Origin of the sequence: Paenibacillus sp. FSL R5-0908 (assembly GCF_038006245.1) — a bacterium.
GTDB classification, from domain to species: Bacteria; Bacillota; Bacilli; order Paenibacillales; family Paenibacillaceae; genus Paenibacillus_AQ; species Paenibacillus_AQ odorifer.
In genome coordinates this window covers 2,124,466-2,147,790 of the sequence record NZ_JBBOUV010000001.1, presented here as the reverse complement: position 1 = coordinate 2,147,790, position 23,325 = coordinate 2,124,466, and the positions used below count along the sequence as shown (strand labels likewise).

Annotated in this window: 23 protein-coding genes and 1 riboswitch; of the genes, 2 read left to right on the top strand and 21 right to left on the bottom strand. The window is 45.3% G+C overall.

Going from position 1 to position 23,325, the window contains the following annotated elements; translation table 11 throughout:
* From MKZ09_RS09365 to metA, 10 genes are all read right to left on the bottom strand, one after another.
* Positions 1 to 1,077, bottom strand: a complete 1,077-nt coding sequence (locus MKZ09_RS09365; protein WP_076126420.1) for a HAMP domain-containing sensor histidine kinase — start codon at positions 1,075 to 1,077, stop codon at positions 1 to 3.
* The gene (liaF, locus tag MKZ09_RS09360; RefSeq protein ID WP_305953777.1) at positions 1,078 to 2,154 is read right to left on the bottom strand and encodes a cell wall-active antibiotics response protein LiaF; all 1,077 of its coding nucleotides are present in this window, start codon (positions 2,152 to 2,154) and stop codon (positions 1,078 to 1,080) included. It lies immediately after the preceding gene.
* A gap of 236 nt (positions 2,155 to 2,390) precedes the next feature.
* Positions 2,391 to 2,534, bottom strand: a complete 144-nt coding sequence (locus MKZ09_RS09355; RefSeq protein ID WP_156113077.1) for a hypothetical protein — start codon at positions 2,532 to 2,534, stop codon at positions 2,391 to 2,393.
* Positions 2,535 to 2,680: 146 nt separating this feature from the next.
* Positions 2,681 to 3,280: a 3D domain-containing protein gene (locus tag MKZ09_RS09350; RefSeq protein WP_172628885.1), complete on the bottom strand. Its 600-nt coding sequence runs from the start codon at positions 3,278 to 3,280 to the stop codon at positions 2,681 to 2,683.
* Positions 3,281 to 3,665: 385 nt separating this feature from the next.
* Positions 3,666 to 5,606 (bottom strand): threonine--tRNA ligase, encoded by a 1,941-nt coding sequence (gene thrS / locus MKZ09_RS09345; protein ID WP_076135889.1) that lies wholly within the window; start codon positions 5,604 to 5,606, stop codon positions 3,666 to 3,668.
* A gap of 506 nt (positions 5,607 to 6,112) precedes the next feature.
* On the bottom strand, positions 6,113 to 6,283 hold the full coding sequence (locus MKZ09_RS09340; protein WP_036684471.1) for a toxin-antitoxin system HicB family antitoxin: 171 nt from the start codon (positions 6,281 to 6,283) through the stop codon (positions 6,113 to 6,115).
* 11 nt (positions 6,284 to 6,294) lie between these two features.
* Positions 6,295 to 7,137: an SPFH domain-containing protein gene (locus MKZ09_RS09335; RefSeq protein ID WP_036684473.1), complete on the bottom strand. Its 843-nt coding sequence runs from the start codon at positions 7,135 to 7,137 to the stop codon at positions 6,295 to 6,297.
* A 527-nt stretch (positions 7,138 to 7,664) separates the two neighbouring features.
* Positions 7,665 to 8,801: a cyclic dehypoxanthinyl futalosine synthase gene (gene mqnC, locus MKZ09_RS09330; protein WP_036684474.1), complete on the bottom strand. Its 1,137-nt coding sequence runs from the start codon at positions 8,799 to 8,801 to the stop codon at positions 7,665 to 7,667.
* Positions 8,802 to 9,428: 627 nt separating this feature from the next.
* Positions 9,429 to 10,601: a PLP-dependent transferase gene (locus tag MKZ09_RS09325; RefSeq protein WP_076103991.1), complete on the bottom strand. Its 1,173-nt coding sequence runs from the start codon at positions 10,599 to 10,601 to the stop codon at positions 9,429 to 9,431.
* A gap of 36 nt (positions 10,602 to 10,637) precedes the next feature.
* A complete protein-coding gene (metA, locus tag MKZ09_RS09320; RefSeq protein ID WP_076126410.1) occupies positions 10,638 to 11,558 on the bottom strand; it encodes a homoserine O-acetyltransferase MetA in 921 nt (306 codons plus the stop codon).
* Between the two features lie 115 nt (positions 11,559 to 11,673).
* A riboswitch (SAM riboswitch) is annotated at positions 11,674 to 11,803 on the bottom strand.
* 397 nt (positions 11,804 to 12,200) lie between these two features.
* Between metA and corA the strand changes: the two genes are divergently transcribed.
* Positions 12,201 to 13,136 carry a magnesium/cobalt transporter CorA gene (corA, locus tag MKZ09_RS09315; protein WP_036684479.1) on the top strand — a complete coding sequence of 312 codons (936 nt, stop codon included), beginning with the start codon at positions 12,201 to 12,203 and terminating at the stop codon, positions 13,134 to 13,136.
* 86 nt (positions 13,137 to 13,222) lie between these two features.
* On the opposite strand, the gene MKZ09_RS09310 is transcribed toward corA, so the two are convergent.
* The 11 genes from MKZ09_RS09310 to MKZ09_RS09260 form a co-directional block, all read right to left on the bottom strand.
* A complete protein-coding gene (locus MKZ09_RS09310; RefSeq protein ID WP_076206362.1) occupies positions 13,223 to 14,239 on the bottom strand; it encodes an HRDC domain-containing protein in 1,017 nt (338 codons plus the stop codon).
* A gap of 210 nt (positions 14,240 to 14,449) precedes the next feature.
* Positions 14,450 to 15,331 (bottom strand): ROK family protein, encoded by an 882-nt coding sequence (locus tag MKZ09_RS09305; RefSeq protein ID WP_076206333.1) that lies wholly within the window; start codon positions 15,329 to 15,331, stop codon positions 14,450 to 14,452.
* 163 nt (positions 15,332 to 15,494) lie between these two features.
* Entirely contained in the window at positions 15,495 to 16,394 is a 900-nt protein-coding gene (locus MKZ09_RS09300) for a 5'-3' exonuclease (protein ID WP_076135939.1), read from the bottom strand.
* A 60-nt stretch (positions 16,395 to 16,454) separates the two neighbouring features.
* On the bottom strand, positions 16,455 to 16,820 hold the full coding sequence (locus MKZ09_RS09295; protein ID WP_076206335.1) for an arsenate reductase family protein: 366 nt from the start codon (positions 16,818 to 16,820) through the stop codon (positions 16,455 to 16,457).
* A gap of 192 nt (positions 16,821 to 17,012) precedes the next feature.
* A complete protein-coding gene (locus tag MKZ09_RS09290) occupies positions 17,013 to 17,999 on the bottom strand; it encodes an RluA family pseudouridine synthase (RefSeq protein WP_076206337.1) in 987 nt (328 codons plus the stop codon).
* Position 18,000: 1 nt separating this feature from the next.
* Positions 18,001 to 18,567 carry a cob(I)yrinic acid a,c-diamide adenosyltransferase gene (locus MKZ09_RS09285; RefSeq protein WP_076126402.1) on the bottom strand — a complete coding sequence of 189 codons (567 nt, stop codon included), beginning with the start codon at positions 18,565 to 18,567 and terminating at the stop codon, positions 18,001 to 18,003.
* 171 nt (positions 18,568 to 18,738) lie between these two features.
* Positions 18,739 to 18,927, bottom strand: a complete 189-nt coding sequence (locus MKZ09_RS09280; protein ID WP_232061510.1) for an aspartyl-phosphate phosphatase Spo0E family protein — start codon at positions 18,925 to 18,927, stop codon at positions 18,739 to 18,741.
* Positions 18,928 to 19,177: 250 nt separating this feature from the next.
* Positions 19,178 to 20,398: an aminotransferase class I/II-fold pyridoxal phosphate-dependent enzyme gene (locus MKZ09_RS09275; RefSeq protein WP_036683526.1), complete on the bottom strand. Its 1,221-nt coding sequence runs from the start codon at positions 20,396 to 20,398 to the stop codon at positions 19,178 to 19,180.
* Between the two features lie 13 nt (positions 20,399 to 20,411).
* Positions 20,412 to 20,912 (bottom strand): Lrp/AsnC family transcriptional regulator, encoded by a 501-nt coding sequence (locus MKZ09_RS09270; RefSeq protein ID WP_036683529.1) that lies wholly within the window; start codon positions 20,910 to 20,912, stop codon positions 20,412 to 20,414.
* Between the two features lie 259 nt (positions 20,913 to 21,171).
* Positions 21,172 to 21,555, bottom strand: coding sequence for a spore coat protein (locus MKZ09_RS09265; RefSeq protein WP_076126401.1), 384 nt, complete (start codon positions 21,553 to 21,555; stop codon positions 21,172 to 21,174).
* Between the two features lie 30 nt (positions 21,556 to 21,585).
* Positions 21,586 to 21,819, bottom strand: coding sequence for a spore coat protein (locus tag MKZ09_RS09260; RefSeq protein WP_036683535.1), 234 nt, complete (start codon positions 21,817 to 21,819; stop codon positions 21,586 to 21,588).
* 176 nt (positions 21,820 to 21,995) lie between these two features.
* Here MKZ09_RS09260 and MKZ09_RS09255 point away from each other — a divergent pair, with 176 nt between their 5' ends.
* A complete protein-coding gene (locus tag MKZ09_RS09255) occupies positions 21,996 to 23,246 on the top strand; it encodes an NAD(P)/FAD-dependent oxidoreductase (RefSeq protein ID WP_076135895.1) in 1,251 nt (416 codons plus the stop codon).
* Positions 23,247 to 23,325: the final 79 nt, after the last annotated feature.

The window sequence follows — 23,325 nt, the reverse complement described above, 5'->3', positions numbered from 1 at the left end:
CTACTCCTCCTCGTCCTGTGTATCTGTTCCTAACGATCTATTCTGCTCTAATTCTGGATTTCCTTGAACAAACTTAGGAATATGTACACGGATCGTCGTTCCCGCACCCTTGCGGCTAATAATCTCCACTTGCCCGCCCAGTTTCTCCGCGCGTTCGCGCATGGTGGTTAGACCGTAGGAGCCTTGTTTTTGCTGCACATGTTCAAAACCTTGACCGTCATCACTAATACTCAGCACAACTTGTCTTGATCCTTCACGAAGAGATAGACTAACCAGTCTAGCCCCGGCATGCTTCACAATATTCGCCATCGCCTCTTGAATAATCAGGAACAGCTGATGTTCGATTGCTTCCGATAACTCGCCCTGAAGTTCGAGCTCCTTCATTCCTTTTAAGCCATTCTGGCGGCAATAATCGGGAAACCATTTTTCCAGCGCCTCGAACAGATTTCGACCTTCCAGCTCCACCGGACGCAGTTGTGCAATTAGTGCTCTCATTTGTTTTTGTGCCATCTGAGACATTGTAATCAACTGGTCCATGACCATTTGACCTTGAGCTTCATTGACCTTCAGCACTTTAGGCAGCGAAGAAGCCGACATATGGATGGCAAAAAGCTGTTGGCTCACCGTATCATGCAGATCCCGGGCCATACGTCTTCTTTCCTCCAACACCGCACTCTCCGCTGCCTGTTCCTTCTCAATAACCTCTTGTTCACCCAATCGCTGTAGAAGCTGCATCTTATTCTCGACCGTATCCATCATAACATTAAACTCGTGATACACTCGGGCAAAAGACTGATCGTCACTTTCTGGCATCCGTACGGACAGATTTCCTTTGGCGACCTGCAGCATATTCAGATCCAGATGATCAATCCGGCGCTGAATCCGCTGGCCTGCCATATAGCCGATAACTACAGTGAACAAAACAATCCCGAGACATAAGTACAGCCACATCCGATAATCCTTCACTTCGATATAGCCAAGGCAAGTGCCTGCATACATCAATCCAGCGCTTACCGCTCCAGTGAGCAAAAAGTAAAACAACAGCAACCATTTGGTATTACTGAAGATTGTCCCCATCTAACCCACCGTTTTAACTTTAATGTCACCTATAAATGCACTTACATTTATACGGACTTTTTTGCCTGCTTCTTTATAATAAGGAGTCTTGCACTGTACACTGCTCATAAACCCACTGCGAGACTGATCCAGAACTTCCATATCCCCGATAAAAGAACTGCTGTTCACCGAGATGCCAAGATCCATATCATTCGGAATGTAGACTTTAATGTCGCCTATAAAAGCGGAAATATTAATCCTCGTTTCGCCGTAAGCAATCTGTGCGTTCGTCAGATCCAGTACGGTATCGCCGATAAACTGCGAGATATTCGTGTTCTTCAGTTGGAAATGCTCGCGCCCCATGTGGACATCTCCGATAAAAGCAGAACGATTGGTCGATTCCTTTTGATTATTTGATTCATGGAATTCCTCATGCCATTTACCATGTCTATGAGCATGACGCTCATGACGTTCCTGACGTCTGCGCTCGTGTCGTTCCTGCTTCTCTTGCCAACGTGCTTCAGCACTGGACTTGTAAGATCCTGTTTCGTCCTCATCATCTTCTTCATCTTTTTGAAGGTAGTCCTTCCAGTCGCGTTGACCAGAAGCCTTGCCGAATTTTTGCTCAAATTGTTCATCAAGTGTGGAATCCAGTGGTTTGGGCGGCTCCACATCTAGTGAGCTTTTTCCTGAAGGAAAGTGGTCTGGTGGTGACGGTGGAGCTGATGGCACAGGTGGTACTGAACCGCGTGGTTTAAAAATCACATAAAGTCCGCCGCCGATCAACATAACTGGAATGAACATTTTGAAAAAATCCCCGGCCGAAATATCGAACCAATCTAAATTCCGTCCAAGGAAAAACACTCCGATCGCCAGAAAGAAAAATCCGCCGATAGGTGAAGAACCTTTGGATTGCCCATCCCCTGTACCTAAAAGCCGGTTCATTCCCATTAGGATCAAAATTACCGGCCAATAATTCGAAATCAGGTAACCTAAGCTGAAATCAGTGTAACCTAATTGTCTCAGTAGAAACATAGCTCCAATCCCTATCAGGATCAGGCCGCCTAAAACTTGGCTGGTGAACCTTCTTTTCATCATTCATTTCCCCTTTAAAGTAGTGGAACGCTCTCTTCTTCAATCTTATAGCCTTAGTCTACAGGAATGAAGTGCTGAGAAACAGCGGCGAGAGAAGGAACTTCCCCTCAGTCTCTAGACTGAGATGAATGGGATAAAATTCTATTTACTTCATTATATATGAAAAAAGACTGTCCCTCAGTAATTAACTGAATTGGACAGTCTCTTTTTTTCAGCAGTCTTCTGCTTCAGTCAGCGCATTATTGTTGCGGTTTCTGAGCTGGTTTAGAAGTATTTCCACTTTGCTTAGTAGCGCCGTCATTCTCAACAGCAAACTCAGCATTGTATTTTTCATTTGGTGTTTTGTAATTTTCTTGTACTTTAGATTTCTTGTTATTGGCCACGGAATTCACCCCCTTTTCTCTTATGCAGCATAGAATATGCTTACTAAGAGAACATCTCGGAAGAGGCAATTGCTTTGCCCCAGTCCGTATTATGGCAAGGTGATGTCACTATTATGCATGACCAAGTGAAAATAAGTTCAATCCCTTTAAATGGATTCTTCGAGCAGGGATTGCGGTACTGCTTTATAAGTCTCAATCGCTTGGCTCAGCTTCTTCAGCATGACTTCCGTACAAGTCCCGTTACCACGCTTAATAAGTTGAACTACAACTGATTTTTTGCCCCATTCCTTATACACCTGTTTCGTAGTAGCAAAATACAGATCAATCTTCCGCCCTTTAATAGCCGAGCCGGTATCAGCAACTATGGCGTATCCATAGCCCGGTATATAAAGAATACTTCCCAGCGGCAAAACCTTAGGGTCCGCAGCAATGGTTGAGACTGTATTTTTATCTCTGCGCACTTTTACCCCTGAATAGGTAATTCCATATTCGGGATGCTTAGATGTTTTACCTGTAGATTCATAACCCGCAGTATAACCAGTCGCCATCACTTTCATCGAAGTAATAATCTGGTCTTCCGCAGGTGCGGCTACAGGAATAGAATTTGGTAACTGTTTTGAAGATCCGCTGCCACCGTTTGTTTTAGTGGTTGGAGCTTTGGTGCTCTGCGGTGCCTTCGTCGCTGCTGGTTTATTTTTTGTTGTTGCAGGTAATATAGGTGCGACGGAATGCGCCTCGTTTGACATTAGTGTGGCGCGGCCAGTCGCAAGAATGACCTTATCATCTGTGGTTCTCATAAACACAGAATTAGCCTTGGTATATTGCAACTCGTTCGATAGCGTTTTGTTAATACCCGTGTGCTGTAAAGTGTCTCCTGTCCCAATGGCCCCTACTGCCTGTTGCTTAGATTCTGGAATGATTCCAGCAGCGGTCAATAGCAAAACGATGGTGACAAAAAGACACCAAAACCTCTGAAATATGCCCATTTTGTTCATGTGATAAACCTCCCCCTTATTAGCGAAGGTTTCCCGATTCACAAAATTTTATACATGAAGATCAGAAGTTGATCCTCACGGGCATATAACAGAGGTCTTATTTAGACGTAATTTTGGTGTTGTTAATTACAAAAAATTAGGAGATCACACGATCAGCAATTTCCTGAGACAAGAGCTCAATCACTTCTTGAAGCGGCTTAGCTCCAATGTCGCCTTCCCCGCGTTTACGGATGGAGACCGTCTGAGCGTTCATCTCATTCTCGCCAACTACGAACATGTACGGCAGTTTCTCAAGCTGAGCTTCGCGAATCTTATAACCCAGCTTCTCATTGCGGAGATCTGCTTCAGCAGAGATACCACGGCGACGCAGCTTGTCTGTAACTTCCTTGGCATAATCGTCGAACGCTGTCGATACAGGAATTACTTTAACCTGTTGTGGAGATAACCAAAGCGGCAGCGAGCCCGCAAAGTTCTCTAACAGGAAGGCAACGAAACGTTCCATTGTACCCAAGATTCCGCGGTGCAGAACGACTGGACGGTGTTTTTGACCATCATCGCCGATATATTCCAGTTCAAAACGTTCAGGCAGCAAGAAGTCGATTTGTACAGTAGACAGAGTCTCTTCTTTACCTAATACAGTTTTAATTTGCACATCAAGTTTAGGACCATAGAATGCAGCTTCGCCTTCTGCTTCGTAGAACGGCAGTCCAGCTTCCTCTACAACCTCACGCAACATCCGCTGTGCAGTTTCCCACATTTCGTCATTTGCATAATATTTCTCAGTATCTTTAGGATCACGATAGGACAACCGGAAACGGTAGTCATTAATACCAAAGTCACTGTATACCTGTTTAATCAATTCGATTACACGAATGAACTCGCCTTTAATTTGATCCAGACGGCAGAAAATATGGGAGTCATTAAGAGTCATCGAACGCACACGGTGTAAGCCAGTCAATGCGCCTGACATTTCATAACGGTGCTGGATACCAAGCTCAGCAATGCGGATCGGCAGATCGCGGTAGCTGTGCATCGAGCTCTTATAAATCATCATGTGATGCGGGCAGTTCATTGGACGAAGAACAAATTCTTCATTGTCGATAGTCATCTTAGGGAACATGTCCTCTTGATAGTGCTCCCAGTGTCCTGAAGTTTTGTACAGCTCAACATTACCCAGAACTGGTGTGTACACATGCTGATAGCCAAGACTTGCTTCCAGATCTACGATATAACGCTCCAGAATACTGCGCAATTTGGCACCCTTAGGCAACCAGATTGGCAAGCCTTGTCCTACCAATTGATTAAATGTAAAGATTTCAAGCTCTTTACCAAGCTTCCGGTGATCGCGTTTCTTCGCTTCTTCAAGCAGACGAAGATGCTCATCAAGCTGAGCTTTTTTAATCCAAGCTGTGCCGTATACGCGTTGAAGCATCTTATTCTTGCTGTCGCCGCGCCAGTAAGCACCGGCTACATTCATCAATTTAAAGACTTTGATCTTGGCAGTCGACGGCACATGCGGTCCACGGCATAGGTCGAAGAATTCACCTTGTTCATAGATAGAAATCACGCTATCTTCAGGCAATGCCTCGATCAATTCCAGCTTGTAAGGATCACCTAGCTCACCAAAAATTTCAAGGGCTTCCTTGCGGCTAACTTCTTTGCGCACGATCGGCAGGTTCTCCGAAATTATGCGGTCCATTTCCTTTTCGATTTTGAGCAAATCTTCAGGATTTAGAGGATGTTCCAGATCCATATCGTAATAGAAGCCATCTTCAATGACCGGACCTACACCAAGCTTAACTTCTTTTGTTCCGAACAAACGTCTAACCGCTTGAGCCATCAAGTGAGCTGTACTGTGGCGCATAACCTCCAGACCTTCAGGTGAATCCAAAGTTACGATCTCTACCAGTGCGCCCTCTTCAAGGGGAGTAGATAAATCTACCACGATACCGTTCAATTTCCCCGCTGCTGCATTTTTGCGCAGGCCACTGCTAATAGAAGCTGCTACATCATCAATACTGCTACCCTCTGCGTATTCACGGACAGAACCGTCCGGAAGCTTAATACTTACTGACATTGCTAATTCCTCCTTCATATAATTAAGCCTAACGGCCCTTTAACCTTTGCGGAACAATAACATCCACGCACACAAAAAAACGCCCGTCCCGCAAAGGGACGAGCGATTACACCCGTGGTTCCACCCAAATTCGATTCTCTCTAGCCTCCCTTGAAACCTCAAGCGGAGCAAAGATAGAATCCTTCGTAAGCATGGAGTAACGACCATGAACCGGCAGCTCTTACTATCCCATTGCAGGGAATTCAAAACCGCAGCTACAAAGGGGTAAATCGAAAGCAGGATGCCGGAGGAAATTTCAGCCTAAGTTTCCTCTCTCTGAACGGTCCAGAACAATCAACTCATATCTTCGTCAATGCTGTTAACGTGAATTATGGAGTAATTATAAATCTGTCCTCTCTGACAGTCAAGTCAGAAAAGGGTCCAAAATGATAGAAGCTCAGGCAGAAGACACACATAAGGACTGTTCTGGCAGCCAATACATGGATGCCGAAACAGCCCTTCTATGGTTATTCTTCTCGCCGTTTTTTTTCAGGTAAGCGGCCTGCACGTTTCAAAGACTCACGCAACAAGTATTCGATATGTCCGTTTACGCTGCGAAATTCCTCTCCCGCCCATCGTTCCAGCGCCTCATGCAAATCCGGATCAATCCGCAGTGGAAAGCTTTTCTTGGCCGCCATGATGCACCGCCTTAGTACAACGAGCCGGCGTTAATGACCGGACTCGCTCCGCGCTCCGACACGATCGCAACCATCAGATTATTAATCATCGCCGCTTTGCGTTCCTCATCAAGCTCAACTACGCCACTCTCTTTAAGCTGTTTAATCGCCATATCAACCATACCCACGGCGCCTTCAACAATGATTTGACGAGCGGACAGAATTGCAGATGCTTGCTGACGTTGCAACATTGTACTGGCAATCTCTGTGGAATAAGCCAAGTGTGTGAGCCGCGCTTCAATGACTTCTACACCAGATATCGACAAACGTTCTTGCAGCTCGGTTGCCAATTCTTTAGCAATCTCATCTGCATTGGCCCGCAGGGACATGCCCGATTCATTGAAGTTATCATACGGGTATTTACTGGCCACATGACGCAGCGCTGTTTCACTTTGAATTTCCACAAACGCCATATATTTATCTACATCAAAAAGCGCTTTTGCAGAGTTAATTACCTTAAATACGATAACTGCAGCAATTTCAATCGGATTACCTTCCACATCATTAACCTTCAGCTTGACACTGTTAAAGTTACGTACGCGGAGGGAAACCGTCTTGCGCAAACTAAATGGAATGACTGCAAACAAGCCACTTGTCACGATAGTCCCTACATATTGCCCGAAAAAGGTAACTACGACCGACTTATTGGGCTGCACAACCGTAACACTTGTACATAATACCCCAGCTACAACGAACAGAATGACTGGCACTGCGACATACTCTTGAACCGCACCATAAATTCCCCCAGCTAAACAAACTGCAATTAAGGCGAGAACCCAAAATCCACTGACAGGACGAAGCGTTTTCTCTTTCATAAAAGCACCCCCACTAGATATTCTTTTGATATGATTATGATATCACTTTTGGATAATAATGTGAATGGATAAAAAGAAATAAAAAATGAATTTATGTTCACATTTATATAAAGTTTCGTTTAAAAAGGCGTACTCCACACCAACCTTAGTTTGTGTAGTTAACCTTAGTTCATAATGTTCGTATACCTCAGCTCTATGGACACTAATGCTCTTATACGCCACATTTTCCGATATCCCCCATGCTATCGGACCACACAGTCGCTATTGCACTAAAAACCAGCCTATATGAAGCTTTTTTCAAGGAATAGCGTCGCTGGGGTCCGAATCCCGACTCAAAAGGCGCTGAGTCTGAGAATAAGGTCCACTGGGTCCGTACGCCCAGCGGATGATATAACAAGCGAAGATTCAGTTGTGTTCTGCAATGAGGCTTGCAAATGATCGTAATCCTAATCTTACAAAAAAACGCTTGATGCTCATTAATCCACTGAAGGATTAACAAGCATCAAGCGTTGATTAATTAATATATATTAGTTCTGCATTACAAAATCATTATCAATCTTCGCATTAGGATCATCGAACACCCGCAGAATATCATAACGTGTATTCCGCTGCGCTGGAACTTTGCCTGCTTCGCGAATCAGCTGAGTGATCGACTCGATGTTTACCTTGTAAGTCGCACCCGCCGAAGATACTACGTTCTCTTCAATCATTGTGCTGCCGAAATCGTTGCAGCCATATTGCAGGGAGAGCTTGCCGACCTCTGGCCCCATAGTGACCCAAGAAGATTGGAAGTTCTTAATATTATCCAGCACAAGGCGGCTGATCGCTACCGTCTTCAGATATTCCTCAGGCGTTTGTCTGTCCAGCTTCAGGTTGGTATTGTCCGGCTGGAATGTCCATGAGATAAAGGCCAAGAAACCTTCAGAATCATATTTGTTGGCAATACACTCATCCTGAGCCTCACGTACACGTAGTAAGTGCAAAGCTCGTTCTTCCATACTTTCTCCAAGCCCAATCACCATTGTCGCTGTGGTATTCATACCCACTTTATGTGCCGTCTGCATTACATCCATCCACTCGCGCCACGAGCCTTTTAGCCGGCTGATTTTGCGGCGTGTACGGTCATCAAGAATTTCTGCGCCTCCGCCTGGCAAGGAATCCAGACCCGCAGCATGAATTTCACGAACCACTTGTTCCAGCGGTAATCCTGACACTTCCTTCATCTTCATAATCTCCGCAGGAGAGAAGGAGTGCATTGTAATCTCAGGGAAACGTTGCTTAATTCCGCGCAGTATATCTGTATAGTAGCTAAATGGAAGGTTAGGATTAGTTCCACCTTGCATAAGAATTTCTGTACCATTAACAGCAATCGTTTCAGCAATTTTTTGATAAATCGCCTCATCTGGCAACACATAGCCTTCATCCGAGCCTGGTCTGCGGTAAAAAGCGCAAAAACGGCAGTACACATCACATACATTCGTATAGTTAATATTACGGCCAATTACAAATGTAGCTAATGGGTCCGGATGCCAGCGTTCCATAATAGTGTTTGCAGCAGCACCCATTTTCTCAATTTCGTTGCTCTCGAATAGTCGGATGGTATCTTCCAATTGGAGACGGTCACCCCGCAGGGCTTTATCCAAAATAAGATCTATCGCACTCATCGTTCGCATCCTCCTTTTAAACCCTTAGGGATATGGTAGATTCACAAAATCACAAGAAAAATAACGTTGTCGTCCTTTAGAGATAACAACCGTTTCTCATAGTAACATAAGGATAAAGTAAGTATGTAACTTATACCTTATATTTTAATAAATGAACAGTTCATTTCCTCATCGTATCACAATCTGAACAGCTTGAAAAACTTTTTACTTTCTCAGCAAGATACCATCCAGCAGAAAGAGTCCTTACATTGCTGCTTGCACCCGGTGAATCAAAATTCCTTGAGTCTGTCGGACACAGATGACGTTATTAGTTAGTATTTAGCCTTTGGAGCATAGTTATGGACTCCAGCGACGCTATTCCTTGACAAAAGACTCATGAAGGCTGGTTTTTTAGCGCAATAGCTGCTGTGGAGTCCGTTAACATTCCAAATGTGTAATAATGCTGTGTCTAAGGTCATCTGTGTCCAATAACGAAAAGGCCAAAAAGAAGAGCTATCCCAGCAGCCAATTCCCGGCTTATGAGACAGCTCTATTTCATCCTCCGTCTAACACCAGCTCTAAATCAACGGTGAGATAGATCCTCGATATTTTCCAGCAATTCAGTGCCGATCCGGGTTGCCGTTACTTTTACTTCGTTTCGATTTCAGCCCGCGCAGCCTCCAAAGCATGACCAAGATCAGCAATTAGATCCTCCGCATGTTCAATGCCGACCGAGAAGCGCAGCAATCGATCATCTACACCCACCGCATTCCGAATCTCCACAGGAATGTCCGCATGCGTCTGTACTGCAGGATAGGTCATTAGCGATTCAACCCCGCCGAGGCTCTCCGCGAAGGCAATAAGCCGGATATGACGAAGCAGAGGCTCTACGTATCTGGCATCTTTTAATTTGAAAGAAAAAATTCCGGTATTGCCCGAGGACTGGCGATTCTGGATTTCATATCCCGGATGATCCGGCAGGCCTGGATGAAACACTTCCGCAATCGCCGGATGCTCTTGCAGATAGCGGGCAATTGCTAATGCATTACTCTCGTGCCGTTCCATACGCAGGGCCAGTGTCTTCATGCCTCTCATCAGCTGATAACTGTCTGTTGGCCCAAGCACAGCGCCAATAGAGTTATGTAGAATCGCTATTTCAGCGGATAATTCAGCTCCTTTAGATACAATAAGACCAGCAAGTACATCATTGTGTCCGCCCAAATATTTGGTAGCACTATGGACTACAATGTCCGCACCTAATTCCAGAGGACGCTGGAAAAATGGAGTCAGCAGTGTATTGTCTACAATTGTGAGCAGCCCATGATGGCGGGCCCAAGTAGCAACGGCTGCAATATCCGTAACCATCATCAAAGGATTCGTTGGCGTTTCAATAAATATTGCCTTCGTATTTGGAAGACGTGAAGCCTCAAGCGCATCCAAATCATTCGTATCTACATAGGAAGCAGTGATTCCAAACTTGGACATAATTCGTTCCAACAAACGATAGGTCCCGCCGTAAAGATCCAGCGAAACGATCAAGTGATCGCCTTGCCCAAACAGGGTAAATATGGTTTGAATAGCTGCCATCCCAGAACTACAGGCAAAACCTGCATCACCAGACTCCAATTCCGCAGCCGCGTTCTCCAGTACGGAACGGGTTGGACTTTTGGTACGGCTATAATCGAAACCTGTGCTCTGCCCAAGCTTCGGGTGACGGAATGCCGTAGCATTATAGATAGGAAAATTAATGGCTCCGGTAGCCGGATCTTCTTGTGAACCTATTTGTGCCAGTCTGCTTTCAATCCTAAGTTTGTCGTCCATGATAAATGCCTCCTAAATTGTAATGTAGCGCTGATCTTAATAAACAATCGGGTCGATATCGTAAGGTGTCTCTTGATATACATAGTAATTGAGCCAATTAGAGAATAATAAGTTGGCATGTGCACGCCACACTGCAGGAGGTGTTCTTTCTGGATCATCTTTAGGGAAATAGTGTTTCGGCAAGGCCATCTCCATGCCTCTCTCCAAATCACGATCATATTCCCATTTCAAGGATAACGGATCGTATTCGGAATGTCCGGTCACAAATATTTGTTTGCCGTCGGTCGTAGCTACTAGATACATACCAGCTTCTTCGGATTCCGCCAGAATCTGCAGATCTGGATTGCTCTCAATATCTTCGCGGGAGACATCGGTATGACGGGAATGCGGTACATGGAATACCTCGTCAAAGCCGCGCAGCAATTTAATGTTATTTTGATTAATCGTATGGGAGAATACTCCAAAACATTTTTCAGGCAAAGCCACTTTACGAACACCAAAATGATGATACAACCCTGCCTGTGCCGCCCAACAGATATGCATGGTCGAAGTCACATTATCCTTGCTCCATTCAAAAATCTCTTTTAGCTCTTCCCAATAGGATACTTCCTCAAACTCCATTTGCTCTACAGGTGCTCCTGTAACAATAAGACCATCCAAACGGCGGTGGCTGATCTCGTCGAAAGTTTTGTAAAAGCTTCTCAAATGCTCAGCAGAAGTATTCTTAGAAGTATGTGAGCGTGGGTGCAGCAAGGTAACGTCAACTTGTAGCGGTGAATTTCCTATTAAACGCAGCAATTGAGTCTCCGTCGTTTCTTTAGTCGGCATGAGATTCAGAATAGCAATCCTTAGTGGACGGATATCCTGATGGAAAGCCAAACTATCATCCATCACAAAAATATTTTCACCGGATAGTATTTCTTTTGCTGGTAAACTGTCGGGAATTTTAATTGGCATTGTCTTTCCACTCCTTAACTGTATTTAGGTTATGTTGTCAAATCGCGGCTATCTGAACAATAAAAAGACCTTTCTCGGAAAACGAGAAAGGTCATATCTACTGTCATATGCGCCTCTCTCATCTGCCAGAAACTTTTGGACGGGGTTTAGTCGTCAACAAAGTTCCGCAAGAATTAGCACCGTGCGTTCACACGCCGGTTGCCGGGTTTCATAGGGCTAGTCCCTCCACCTGCTCTTGATAAGATTTAGCTGTATTCAATTAAATTTCTTTAAAATTTACTTTAAATCATGAACCTCCTTTTCGTCAAGTCCATACAATGCTGAAGTAGCCTCAAAGTAACAATAAATTTGCTTGAAAGAGGCATACTCCGTTGTTATACTAGACAAGTATTTCATACCTGAACGAAAAGAAGAGGTGAGAAGAAGAATGGAAGGCGACCCGAGCTCGCAATTAAGTGTACAGAATGAGCAACCACACAGGATAATCATCAGCTTGCCGGCGGCGGGAGCAGTTCTTCTTCATGCCCTCGAATCGTCATTCGGCCTCTTGTATTGATTGTAACGCCGGCCAAGCTGATTTTTTTCTCTGTGCTTAATTAGCAGTCCCTGGTGAAGACCCGGGGATAGAAGGAGTGGAATCAGATGAAAATCCGGCTGGTGAATGCAGGGGTTTTTACACCTATTGATGAAATTGATGAAACATTGACACCCCCAACAGAAGGGTTCTATTGGATTGATGCAGATGTGGAGGATTTGGAGCTGCTTCAGCCCCTGTTCAACCTGCATGATCTCGCTGTTGAGGATTGCCTTAGTGAAGAGGATCAACGTCCAAAGATCGAAATATACGAAAGTCATTACTTTATTGTTGTAAACAGCATCCGCTTTGATGATGAGGAGATCTTCCTGCGGGCGCTCAATATATTCTTGGGCAGACATTATATTATTACTGTAACGAAACAAAAGATTCACGAGCTACGCGTCCTGAAGCCCATGTTATGGGAACAAGAGGTTAGCGAACCTGACCAATTCCTTTACCTGCTTATTGACCTTGTCGTAGATAATTATTTCTCCGTAGGTGACCGAATTGAAGCCCGGATTGAGAAGCTTGAAGAGGATATTCTAATGCATACCAAGAAATCTCATCTGAGTGAGATTATCGGTCTTCGAAGTGAAATCTTATGGTTAAAGAAGATGCTGGGACCACAGAAAGAGGTTATCAATACCCTGAACAAAAAAGACCTCCGTCTGATTGATGATCAGCTGCAGAAATATTTTAGCGACATTTATGAAAATGCAGTTAAAATATCAGAAACTTTTGAGACGTACCGCGATCTCATGGGCAACTTACGTGAGGCCTACCAATCCAGTATCGCCAACCGCGCCAATGAAATTATGAGAGTATTTACCGCGATTACAACGATATTCATGCCTTTGACCGTAATTACCGGAATCTATGGGATGAACTTTGATCATATGCCTGAATTGCATACGAAATACGGTTATTTTGCCGTGATAGGTCTAATGTTGACGTTAGGCTGTGGGATGCTGTATGTATTCCGCAAGAAAGAATGGCTATGAAAATAAACGGACGAATAGGTAAGACGAAGGCCCTTTAACCCTATGGTGTAAGGAAGCCTTCGTCTTTTTGATATGAGAAAAAGCTACTAGAAACTGGTCGCCATGTCCACTTTAGGAGCTTGCTCCCGCCGGAAACGAATGCGCATCAGCCGTAGACGTTCATAATAGCTATCCAGCCCTTCTGCTGCTGAAAAATCCTCCCCATACACCTTATGCAGCACTGGCTTTAGAAAAAGATCTCCTACCTCTACATAGGCATTCCATATCGCCTCCTGCTCATTCTGCGGCACATTTTCCAGTTCTACCTCGATCAGTTTCTCCACGCAATAACCTTCTCTTTCCAGCTCCTCTACCGCTTCAATCAGTTCGCGACGGTTCACTCCACTGTTCACCTTAAGCTGTTCTAACCCTAACCCATTCTCGATCCCTTGCAGCAGAATTCGCCGTAATCGCAGTCTTTCTAGCTGTTTCTTATATTTGACCTCTTTCTGTTTATAGAGCCAGGATACAAAAGAGTCCTCCTCAATTTCTTGGTGTACCCAATTCAAAGGAAAGGAATGTTCCCTTGCAGCCGTAGAGGTTATAGCCAACCAATCCGTACCATATTGGGCTACCTTTCCTTCCCCTACACCAGGGATCTGCAGCAGCTCCTCTGGTGTATGCGGCAAGAAAGTGCTTATCAAACGTAACAAACGATTGCTGGCAAGAATGTAAGGGGCTTTCCGTTCACTAGAAGCTCGGCTGCGGCGCCAAGCACATAACTCCTCATAAATAGCTTCGTTCCCATTATATTCACTGTAATATTGCAGCCTTAGCTGCTCGTGATTACGCCCAGTAAGGCCGTCTTCTTCATGAAATACGCCATCAATCAACGGCCGATAGCCATCCCCCATCTTCACCGCCAGCTCATGCCTGTAAACACAAAGCATTTCATTCCATGAACCCCCCGCGTACCACAAATGCTCCTGCGTCTCCTCACCGCCTGAAAAATCACGCCAGCCCAGGCTCCACACTCCTTCTTCCTCTCCAATCCATAGCTGAGCGAACACCTCTTGATCCACCCCAGATATTCTGGATAAGCGATTCATAAATACAATTTGCATATTCATCCCTGCCTTTCTCGTCTTCAGCAAGCACTATACCTACCGGGTCTGAGCTACTCTTCGCTGGTGTGAATCCCACATTGTCAGACTCGGAAAACGCAAAAAAGCACCCCTCTCACGATAAACGTGAAAGAGGTGCTCCCTCATTAAATGCTATACTGTTAGATCCTACAATACCATATATTTCCTAACAGTCAATATCTTTTTATACTAGTTTCTTGCCAAAGCTAAGGTTGCCAGTCCAATCGCACCTGCAAGTCCTGCATTATCTCCAAGCTGCGGTGGCACAACGTAATTATCAATATCGGTATTGAGCGCTGGATGCTGAACATAACCTTTAAGCAGCTCTTGCAGCTTAGTACGGATTAGCGGGAACAAGTGGCTTTGCTTCATGACACCACCGCCCATTACGATTTTTTCGGGAGACAGAATCAGCACGTAATTCATAAGTGCATGTGCAAGATAATGAGCTTCCATGTCCCAAGCAGGATGATCTACAGGCAGCTCGCCTGCTGGTTGCCCCCAGCGTTTGCCAATCCCCGGACCTGCGGCTAACCCTTCAAGGCAATCGCCATGATAAGGGCAGTAGCCCTCAAACGTGTCCTCTGGATGTCTGCGAACTAGAATATGTCCCATCTCAGGATGAGACAATCCATGCACCATCTGACCTCCAACAACTGCTCCCGCTCCAATGCCTGTCCCAACCGTAATATAAAGGCAGCTGTCCAGACCTTTAGCCGCTCCCCATTTACTTTCCGCAAGCGCTGCACCATTCACATCCGTATCAAAACCGATCGGCACGTTAAATTGCTCAGCCATGGTACCTACCAAATTATATTGTCCCCAATGAGGTTTTGGTGTCGTTGTTATGTAACCATAAGTAGGGCTGTCCAGCACGGGATCAATCGGTCCAAACGATCCAATACCAAAAGCTTCTACATTCTTCCCATTAAAATAGTCGAGTACGAGTCCCATCGTTTCTTCCGGTGTTGTTGTCGGAAAGCTAACTCGGTCCAGAATGGTACCGTCCTCATAACCAATTCCGCATACAAACTTCGTTCCGCCTGCTTCAATCGCTCCCAATAACTTCATAGCAACTATCTCCCTTCTCCATTAAGCAATAATCCGCCATCCAGTGTAAAAATAAAAAATAATATAAAATAAAACAATCAACAGCCCTTATTATACGTTGGATGAAGCGCTATCACAATAATAAAACTCCCTTCATGCTATTTTGCATGAAGGGAGACTATTGTTAACCCAGATCACCTAACTCAATCTGTACAATTCCCCGTTCGTCCTGCACCTCAGCGATCAAATGCATCAGGCTGCCAAATTCCAGTTCTTGAAATTTACGCGCGGCTGTTTCCCGCTGTAATTGCCATAAAGCTTCTGCCAGCTCACAGACCACAGGCACATCACAACGGATTTCAGCCAGCTCTCTTGATAGATGCAGCATATCAAGGTCGGCTTCAATTTTGGACCGTACACCTTTGGGGAGCAAGTGAAGGTTCTCAATTACACCTTCAACTGTACCGTATTCCGTTAACAGCTTCAGCGCGGTTTTCTCACCAATCCCTTTTACACCAGGGTAATTATCACTTGTATCGCCCATAAAGCCCTTCAGGTCAATAACCTGTCTAGGAGTTAGACCTTTATCCTCAAGCAATTCTGCAAGGTCATAAACTTTATAGTTGGAGCGTCCTTTTTTCATAATGACGACCTTAACATTCTCATCAATAAGCTGCAGCATATCATGGTCACCCGTCAGAATGTAAACCTCAGAATTATCGCTGTAACAGGATGCTAGCGTACCAATGCAATCATCTGCTTCATAGCCGGCAAGACCGATGTTTGGCACACCTAGCTCAGCCACTACTTCTTTTACTAGATCGAATTGCGGAATTAATTCCAGCGGAGCTTCGATCCGGTTGGATTTATATCCATCATATTTCTCGGTACGGAACGTTCCTTTACCCATATCCCAGCAGCATACGACATGAGAAGGCTCAAACGCACTTACTGCATCAAAAAAATACTGCAAAAATCCATATACCGCATTCGTCGGTAAACCTTCTTTTGTCTTGCGAATATATCCTCCATAAGAGGTCGCATAAAAGGCCCGGAACAGCAGAGCCATTCCATCTACAAGCATTACCCGGCCCGTTGTATCTGTTCTCACTTATAAACCTCTCCCTTGATCGTTGTATTGATATTAAACATTAGTCCAAGTATCGGCATATTGGTCTTCTTTGAAGCCCACCGTAACTTTAACTCCATCGGTGACAATCGGACGTTTGATCAGCATCCCGTGGCTTGAGAGCAGTTCTAACTTCTCCTGTTCCGTAAGCTGGGGCAGCTTGTCCTTCAAACCTAATGATTTATATACTTCACCGCTTGTATTAAAAAACTTCTTCAGCTCAAGGCCGCTGTTCGCGAGTAGCTCACGCAGCTCGTCAACCGTAGGTGGCTGCTCTGCGATGTGCTGAAGCTCCAGCTCATGATCTTGTCCCTGCAACCATTTCACTGCGCTGCGGCAGGTGCTGCATTTGGGATATTGATATACTTTTAATTTGCTCATGCTGCGCTCCTTTAATAATCGGCTAATAATATCGTAACTACGGGGAATGTCTGGACTTCCGGCCGCTGTTGTCTACAGATTTCTTCAATTTTACCGTTTAACACGGTTGAAATCCGAGGAAAAAGGCGGTCGCTATCGCTCCTACAGTTCAATCTTCCCCTTCGCCACTCCATCGCCTGAATCATAATTTTATCACAAATCCGCTGTCGGACCTTGCTCCAATATTTTCTCCAAGTCTGCCATGTCAGGTGGCAACGGGGCTTCGAAAATCATTTCTTGCAGAAGCACCGGGTGCTTGAACGTTAGACGGACTGCATGCAGTGCCTGACGCGGTATGGAAGCGTCGAGTGCTGCAACGGTCTCCAATTGCTCGCTTTGAGTAGAAGTCAATTCTGGTAGATTGTACAGCTCATGACGGTACATGCTGTCCCCAATTAGCGGACAGCCGATGGAGGTCATATGGACCCGAATCTGATGCGTACGCCCACTCTCCAGCTTTAGTTCAACTCTAGAGCCAGCTGAATACACCTGCTTAACCTCATATCGGGTTAGAGAAGGATATCCATCCGGTGTCACGATACGCCGATGTGGCTCTTCAGGATCACGGTCGATAGGGCCGTCGATATCACCGGATAACTCCGCAGGAACCCCATGAACAAATGCAGCGTAACGCTTATCCACAGTACCGGCAATCATTTGCTCGGAAATATGCTGATGGCTGTAAGGATTTTTGGCGATCACTAACACACCGGAGGTCTCCTGATCCAGACGGTGAACAGGCCGGAAACGGAAGCGTTCATTCTTCTGCGCCCAATAATAAACCACGCCATTGGCAAGCGTGTCGGTGTAATGTCCATGAGTTGGATGAACTATAATTCCCGCTGCCTTGTTAACCACTAGCAGATGTTCATCTTCAAATAAAATCTCAAATGGAATCGGCTGCGGCAAAATATCATCCGAAGTCTCCGTTTCCATGCGAATCTGCACAGTATCTCCTGCCTTAACATGTACACTAATGTACACACGTTCACCGTTTAATGTAATCCCTTGCTCCGTCTGCTTCAGGCGAGAGAGCAGCTTGCGTGAGACATCCATCCGTTTGTGCAGGATGGTCTTCAGCAGGAAGTCATCCTCTTCAGGCGGTATGATATAAGTAATGGGTGAATAATAGCTTGTCATATTAGTCTCGGAACACCTTTTTACTGCGGATGTATTCTACATCAGTAATCCCTGACCGTGTATTAGCCGTTCTAGCCAAAGCAAAAAAATAATCTGACAATCGATTGAGATAAATCACCGCTTCTGGGTTAATGTCCGCAGTTCGCCCTAAGGTAACCGCCCGGCGTTCTGCACGACGGCAAACCGTGCGGCACACATGTAGAACCGAAGCCAGCTGACTACCTCCTGGCAGGATAAATTTCTCAAGTGGCGGATTCTCCTCTTGTAGAGTATCTATCCAGCCTTCCAGCCGCTGAGCCATCTCACTTGTCACCATATATTGACCACCGTCAGCAAGTCTAACAAATGCTAAATCCGTGCCGCAATCAAACAGCTCATGCTGTATTTCGAGCAATTGCTCGCGGACATCGTCGAAATTATCACTTTCCATCAGGCTTCGTGCTTGCCCTACAAAACAATTCAGCTCATCGATCGTTCCGTAGGCCTCGACGCGGACATCATCCTTGCCGACCCGGCCGCCAATCACTGAGGTCTGACCTGCATCACCTGTACGTGTGTAAATCGCCATGGTTTAAGCCTCCTATCCATTCTTAAAAAACATATACTGATAGTTTAAGCTTTCTGCTATAAGGAAGGCAATAAAGATAGCAAATTAAGAGTATACACAAAAACACCATCATTAGTAAGAGTGAACAACAAAAAGAGGACCCTAGGGTCCTCTCAAGAGCATTCAGCAGCACTATTTTCCAGCTGGACGCCCCTTCATGTACTCATTTATTTTGAGGTCCAATAAACTGCTAATTTCAATCACATTATCCGAAGTGAATGATTTTTCCTGCAGGAAAAGCTGCTCCATCTTGCTGCGGAGTATTCTAATTTCATCTTCCAGAGAGAGTATGCGAGCAGAAGCATCACCCTTGGGGGGTATTTTCCCATTTCCAGAGAAACATTTCCCGCCATAGGAAGGTAAGTAATAATCGGCGCTAAGCACAATCATCCCTCCCAAAAGTATTATTGAGCGCGTGCTGCAAAAGAGCATAAAAGTTAAATAAAGCAACTTTAAAGCAACGCTTAGTTCCAGAGTAAATGGATCCTTGTAAGTTCTATTATAGGGGCTAATTACTCTCAAAGTAAAATAATACCATAGGATTGTATGATCGGCTATAGTTCAATTTTCACTAATCCGTTCTCTCACGTGTAAGCTTTGTGACAAAAGCACCAATGCGTTCTACTGCCTCGTTCAGTTGGGATACTGATGTGGCGTAGGAACAGCGCAAGTATCCTTCTCCACCTAATCCAAAGACACTTCCAGGCACAGCTGCAACCTTGTATTCAAGTAAAAGCCGCTGAGCAAATTGATCAGAGGTCAGCCCTGTCTTGCGCACGCTTGGAAAAGCGTAGAAGGCGCCCTGCGGCTCATGGCACTCCAGCCCCGCATCTCGTAGGCCTTTGACGATCAACCTCCGCCGTTGGTTATAAGAATCCACCATCCGGTCCTTCTCTTCCATCCCATTGGTCAGCGCTTCAAGTGCAGCCACCTGTCCCATAGAAGGAGCACACATCACTGTATACTGATGAATCTTAAGCATTGCAGCGATTAGATCCGGGTGACCACAAGCATACCCCATCCGCCATCCCGTCATTGCAAAAGCTTTGGAGAAGCCGCTAACCAGAATCGTACGGTCTATCATGCCTGGTAAAGAGGCAAAGCTGACGTGATTAATACCATAAGACAACTCGGCATAAATCTCATCTGAAATCACTATAAGATCATGTTTCTCTACTACCTTAGCAATCGGCTCCCAATCTTCTCGGGTCATTACACTTCCCGTAGGATTACTTGGGTAACACAAAATCAGAACCTTGGAGCGCGGAGTGATTTTGGCTTCCAAGCTTTCCGCAGTAAGTTTAAAGTTATTCTCACCAACCGTTTCAATACCTACAGGTATCCCTCCACCAATTGCGGTAATCGGCGAATAAGAGATATAACAAGGCTCAGGAATCAGAATTTCATCCCCCGGTGAAATCAGCGCACGTAGTGCCAAGTCGATGGCCTCACTTCCGCCAACGGTTGCTATAATTTGATTGGCAGGATCATATTCCACAGCAAAACGGCTGTGTAAGTAATTCGCGATCCCTTCCCGCAGTTCAGGCATCCCTGCATTGGATGTATACCCTGTAAACCCTCTTTCCAGCGAATAGACGCAAGCCTCTCTGACATGCCAGGGGGTCTTGAAGTCAGGCTCTCCAACTCCCAAAGAGATGATATCCTTACTGCCTGCAGCCAGATCAAAAAACTTGCGGATACCCGAAGGTTGAATTTGCTGTACCAACGGGGCCAAATAAGAATCCATTGATTTGCTGTCTTCTCCAGTTAGCTGCGATTTATTCGTGATCATATGATTACTTCCTTTATGGAGAGATCATCAGACGGTTGTCTTCCTCATGCTCTTCGAAGATGATCCCGTCCTGTTTGTATTTTTTAAGGGTAAAATTCGTTTTGGTTGAAAGTACTGAATCAATTGGAGACAGCTTCTCAGATACAAAATTGGCCACTTCACGTAAATTCCGGCCTTCCACTTCCACCAGAAGATCATAAGCACCAGACATCAGATAAACTGATTTGACCTGTGGGTACAGGTAGATTCGCTCGGCAATCCCTTCAAAACCACGCCCTCGTTCAGGCGTAATCTGCACCTCAATCAGTGCGGTTACCTTCTCATCGTCCACTTTATCCCAGTTTACAACGGCGGCATATTTTACAATGACATGATCTTTCTCCAACTGCTCAATCGCAGTCTTCACATCTTCTTCTTCCGCGCCAAGCAGCGTTGCTAAAAGTGCAGTAGATCTTCTCGCGTCTTCCTTAAGCAGTTCCAGCACTTTCCTCTTAAGCTCGTTCATTTCCTTCATGCCTTCCCTCCGGATAGTTCGCCAATGACGGTACGCTATTAATGCGTCGCCCCGCGAAAAGAGTTTAATACTAATATGACATGAAATGTGCATCTCTGCAAACAAAATAACCCCATAGGAGCTCCCATGAAAGGCAGAGTTTACATAGCACATACACAAAAAAACAGAAAAAACGCCCGTTCTACCGGATTTAACCAGTAAAAACGGGCGTTAGCTCCACACAAATGAAGCGATTTGCTTCATTCGCCAACCATCATGGTTACATTAAATGAGAAGGCTGATGTTGTCCGTTAGCCGGGATATGAGCATTCTGAGCGTATGCGCCAAATTGCCCGGTTTTTTGTTGAACAAATTGCCCTGTTTGCTGTTGCATTTGCTGTGCGGTTTGAAGCTGCTTGTCCACATCTTGGCGCAATGCTTTTGCAGGTGCAGGATACATATTCAGTTGAGACATATGCGTGTATAAATCACCCTGGAGTTGCAAAGTGTCCATGGTCATAGTGTTAAAAACCCTACGAACGGCTGGACATGCTGATTCTGTAGCAGCTGTAGCATATTCGCGTACGGTCCGCTTCAAATCACACAAAATGGTGTTTAGTAAATCCTCATCCGGCATAAATGCCCCAGTATTTTGCGCGTTCATTAAATAACCTCCTTAGAATTAATATTGCAATTATTGTGGGCTTGTTGGGGCGTATTGTTGATGTTGTTGGATTAACTGAGTGAGCTCAGTCATGTGTTTGGTGTGATTTTGCATATGCTGCATACAAATTTGACGAACTTGTTGATTCTGTGTTGTCGCAGCCGTTGCTGCACATTGCTTAAGAAGCAAGTCCTCATTAGAGATGGAGTCAGCGATATATTCCAATTCCTTACCACTTAGCGCTTGCATTTGCGTTGATTGCATTTGTTGTAGTCCCTCCTTGTAGTTGATTCATACAGGCTTTAGTATGCCGCTTATGTCCGCGATTTATTTGCTGAAAGGCACTAGAGAGTTATGACAGAAATAAGAACATACCGCGAATGAGACGATAAAATGCCGCCAATACTAAATCACGGCACGAATGAAGGAGCGAACAATTCATGAATTTAAATAGTGGAAATACACCTTGGTCAAGCACTTTACAGAACCCTCCAACTTACCCCTCTTTAGAAGGTACTATTCATTGTGATTGCCTGGTTGTAGGCGCCGGAATGGGTGGGGCAATGGCCGCCTATCGCTTGTCCTTAAGTGGAGCAGATGCTGTTCTGATCGAAAAAAGACGTGTCGGCAGCGGCAGCTCGCATGCTAACACTGGACTTTTGCAGATTTCCAACGATAAATCATTAACCTCATGTATGAACACCTTTGGGCAAAAGAACGGTCTGCTCTTTTATCAGTTATGCCAAGCTGGAGTCAGGAACATTCTGGACCTGCCGGACAAGCTCGATATCGATCCGCAGATCATTCCTCGCAGCAGTCTTTTATATGCCAGCACTCCAGAGGATGTACCTGCATTGCGGGAAGAATATGAGAATCTCGTGGCTAACGGCTTCGATTCTGAATTCTGGGAAGAGGATAAGATTGCAGCTCTGTACTCTTTTTCAAAACCAGCAGGACTTTATTCACGTGGGGATGCTGAAGCGAATCCTTATCGAACGGTGCATAGCCTAATCGCCAAGGCAGCCTCGAATGGCGTCCGCGTCTTTGAACAGAGCGAAGCGAAACATTATGAGTTTACTAGGGATGGCGTGATTTGCCACACAGAAAATGGCCGGATTATTGCCAAGGATGTTATTTTTGCAATGGGTTATGAAACACAAGAGTTCAAAAAAGACCGGGGCGCTGAGCTGATCAACACGTATGCAGTGATGACCAAACCTCTAAAGGATTTTCCAAAGTGGCATGAGCGTAGCCTGCTGTGGGAGACAGCCCGCCCTTATTTATATTTTCGGACAACCCCTGAAGGCAGGATTATTGCGGGAGGTAAGGATGAGCAGCTGACAGACCCCGAACGTCGTGAGGTCCGGGTGATTTCTCAAGGTCAAAAATTGCTCGAAGAGCTTGAAGCCTTATTTCCAGAAATTAAAGGCATTGAGCTGGAGTACTCCTGGGGTGCTGTGTTCGGTTCTACTCGTGATGGACTTCCATATATCGGCCCACATCCAAAGTTCCCTCACTGTTACTTCATCGAGGGCTACGGAGGCAATGGGACGGTGTACAGTATGATCGCTGCGGAGTTGTTAACGGATACGATTGCCGGCAAACATCGGCCTGAGTTAGATTTATTCTCACTCACCCGGTCAGCCAAACCCTCTCCTTCTAAGAATTTGGACGTGATGAAACAAAGCTGATTTTTGTAGAAAATAAAAACGGGGCTGGCCCACGTAGCCGCTTCACGGCTTTTGGGACAGCCCCGCTTTTTATTAAATT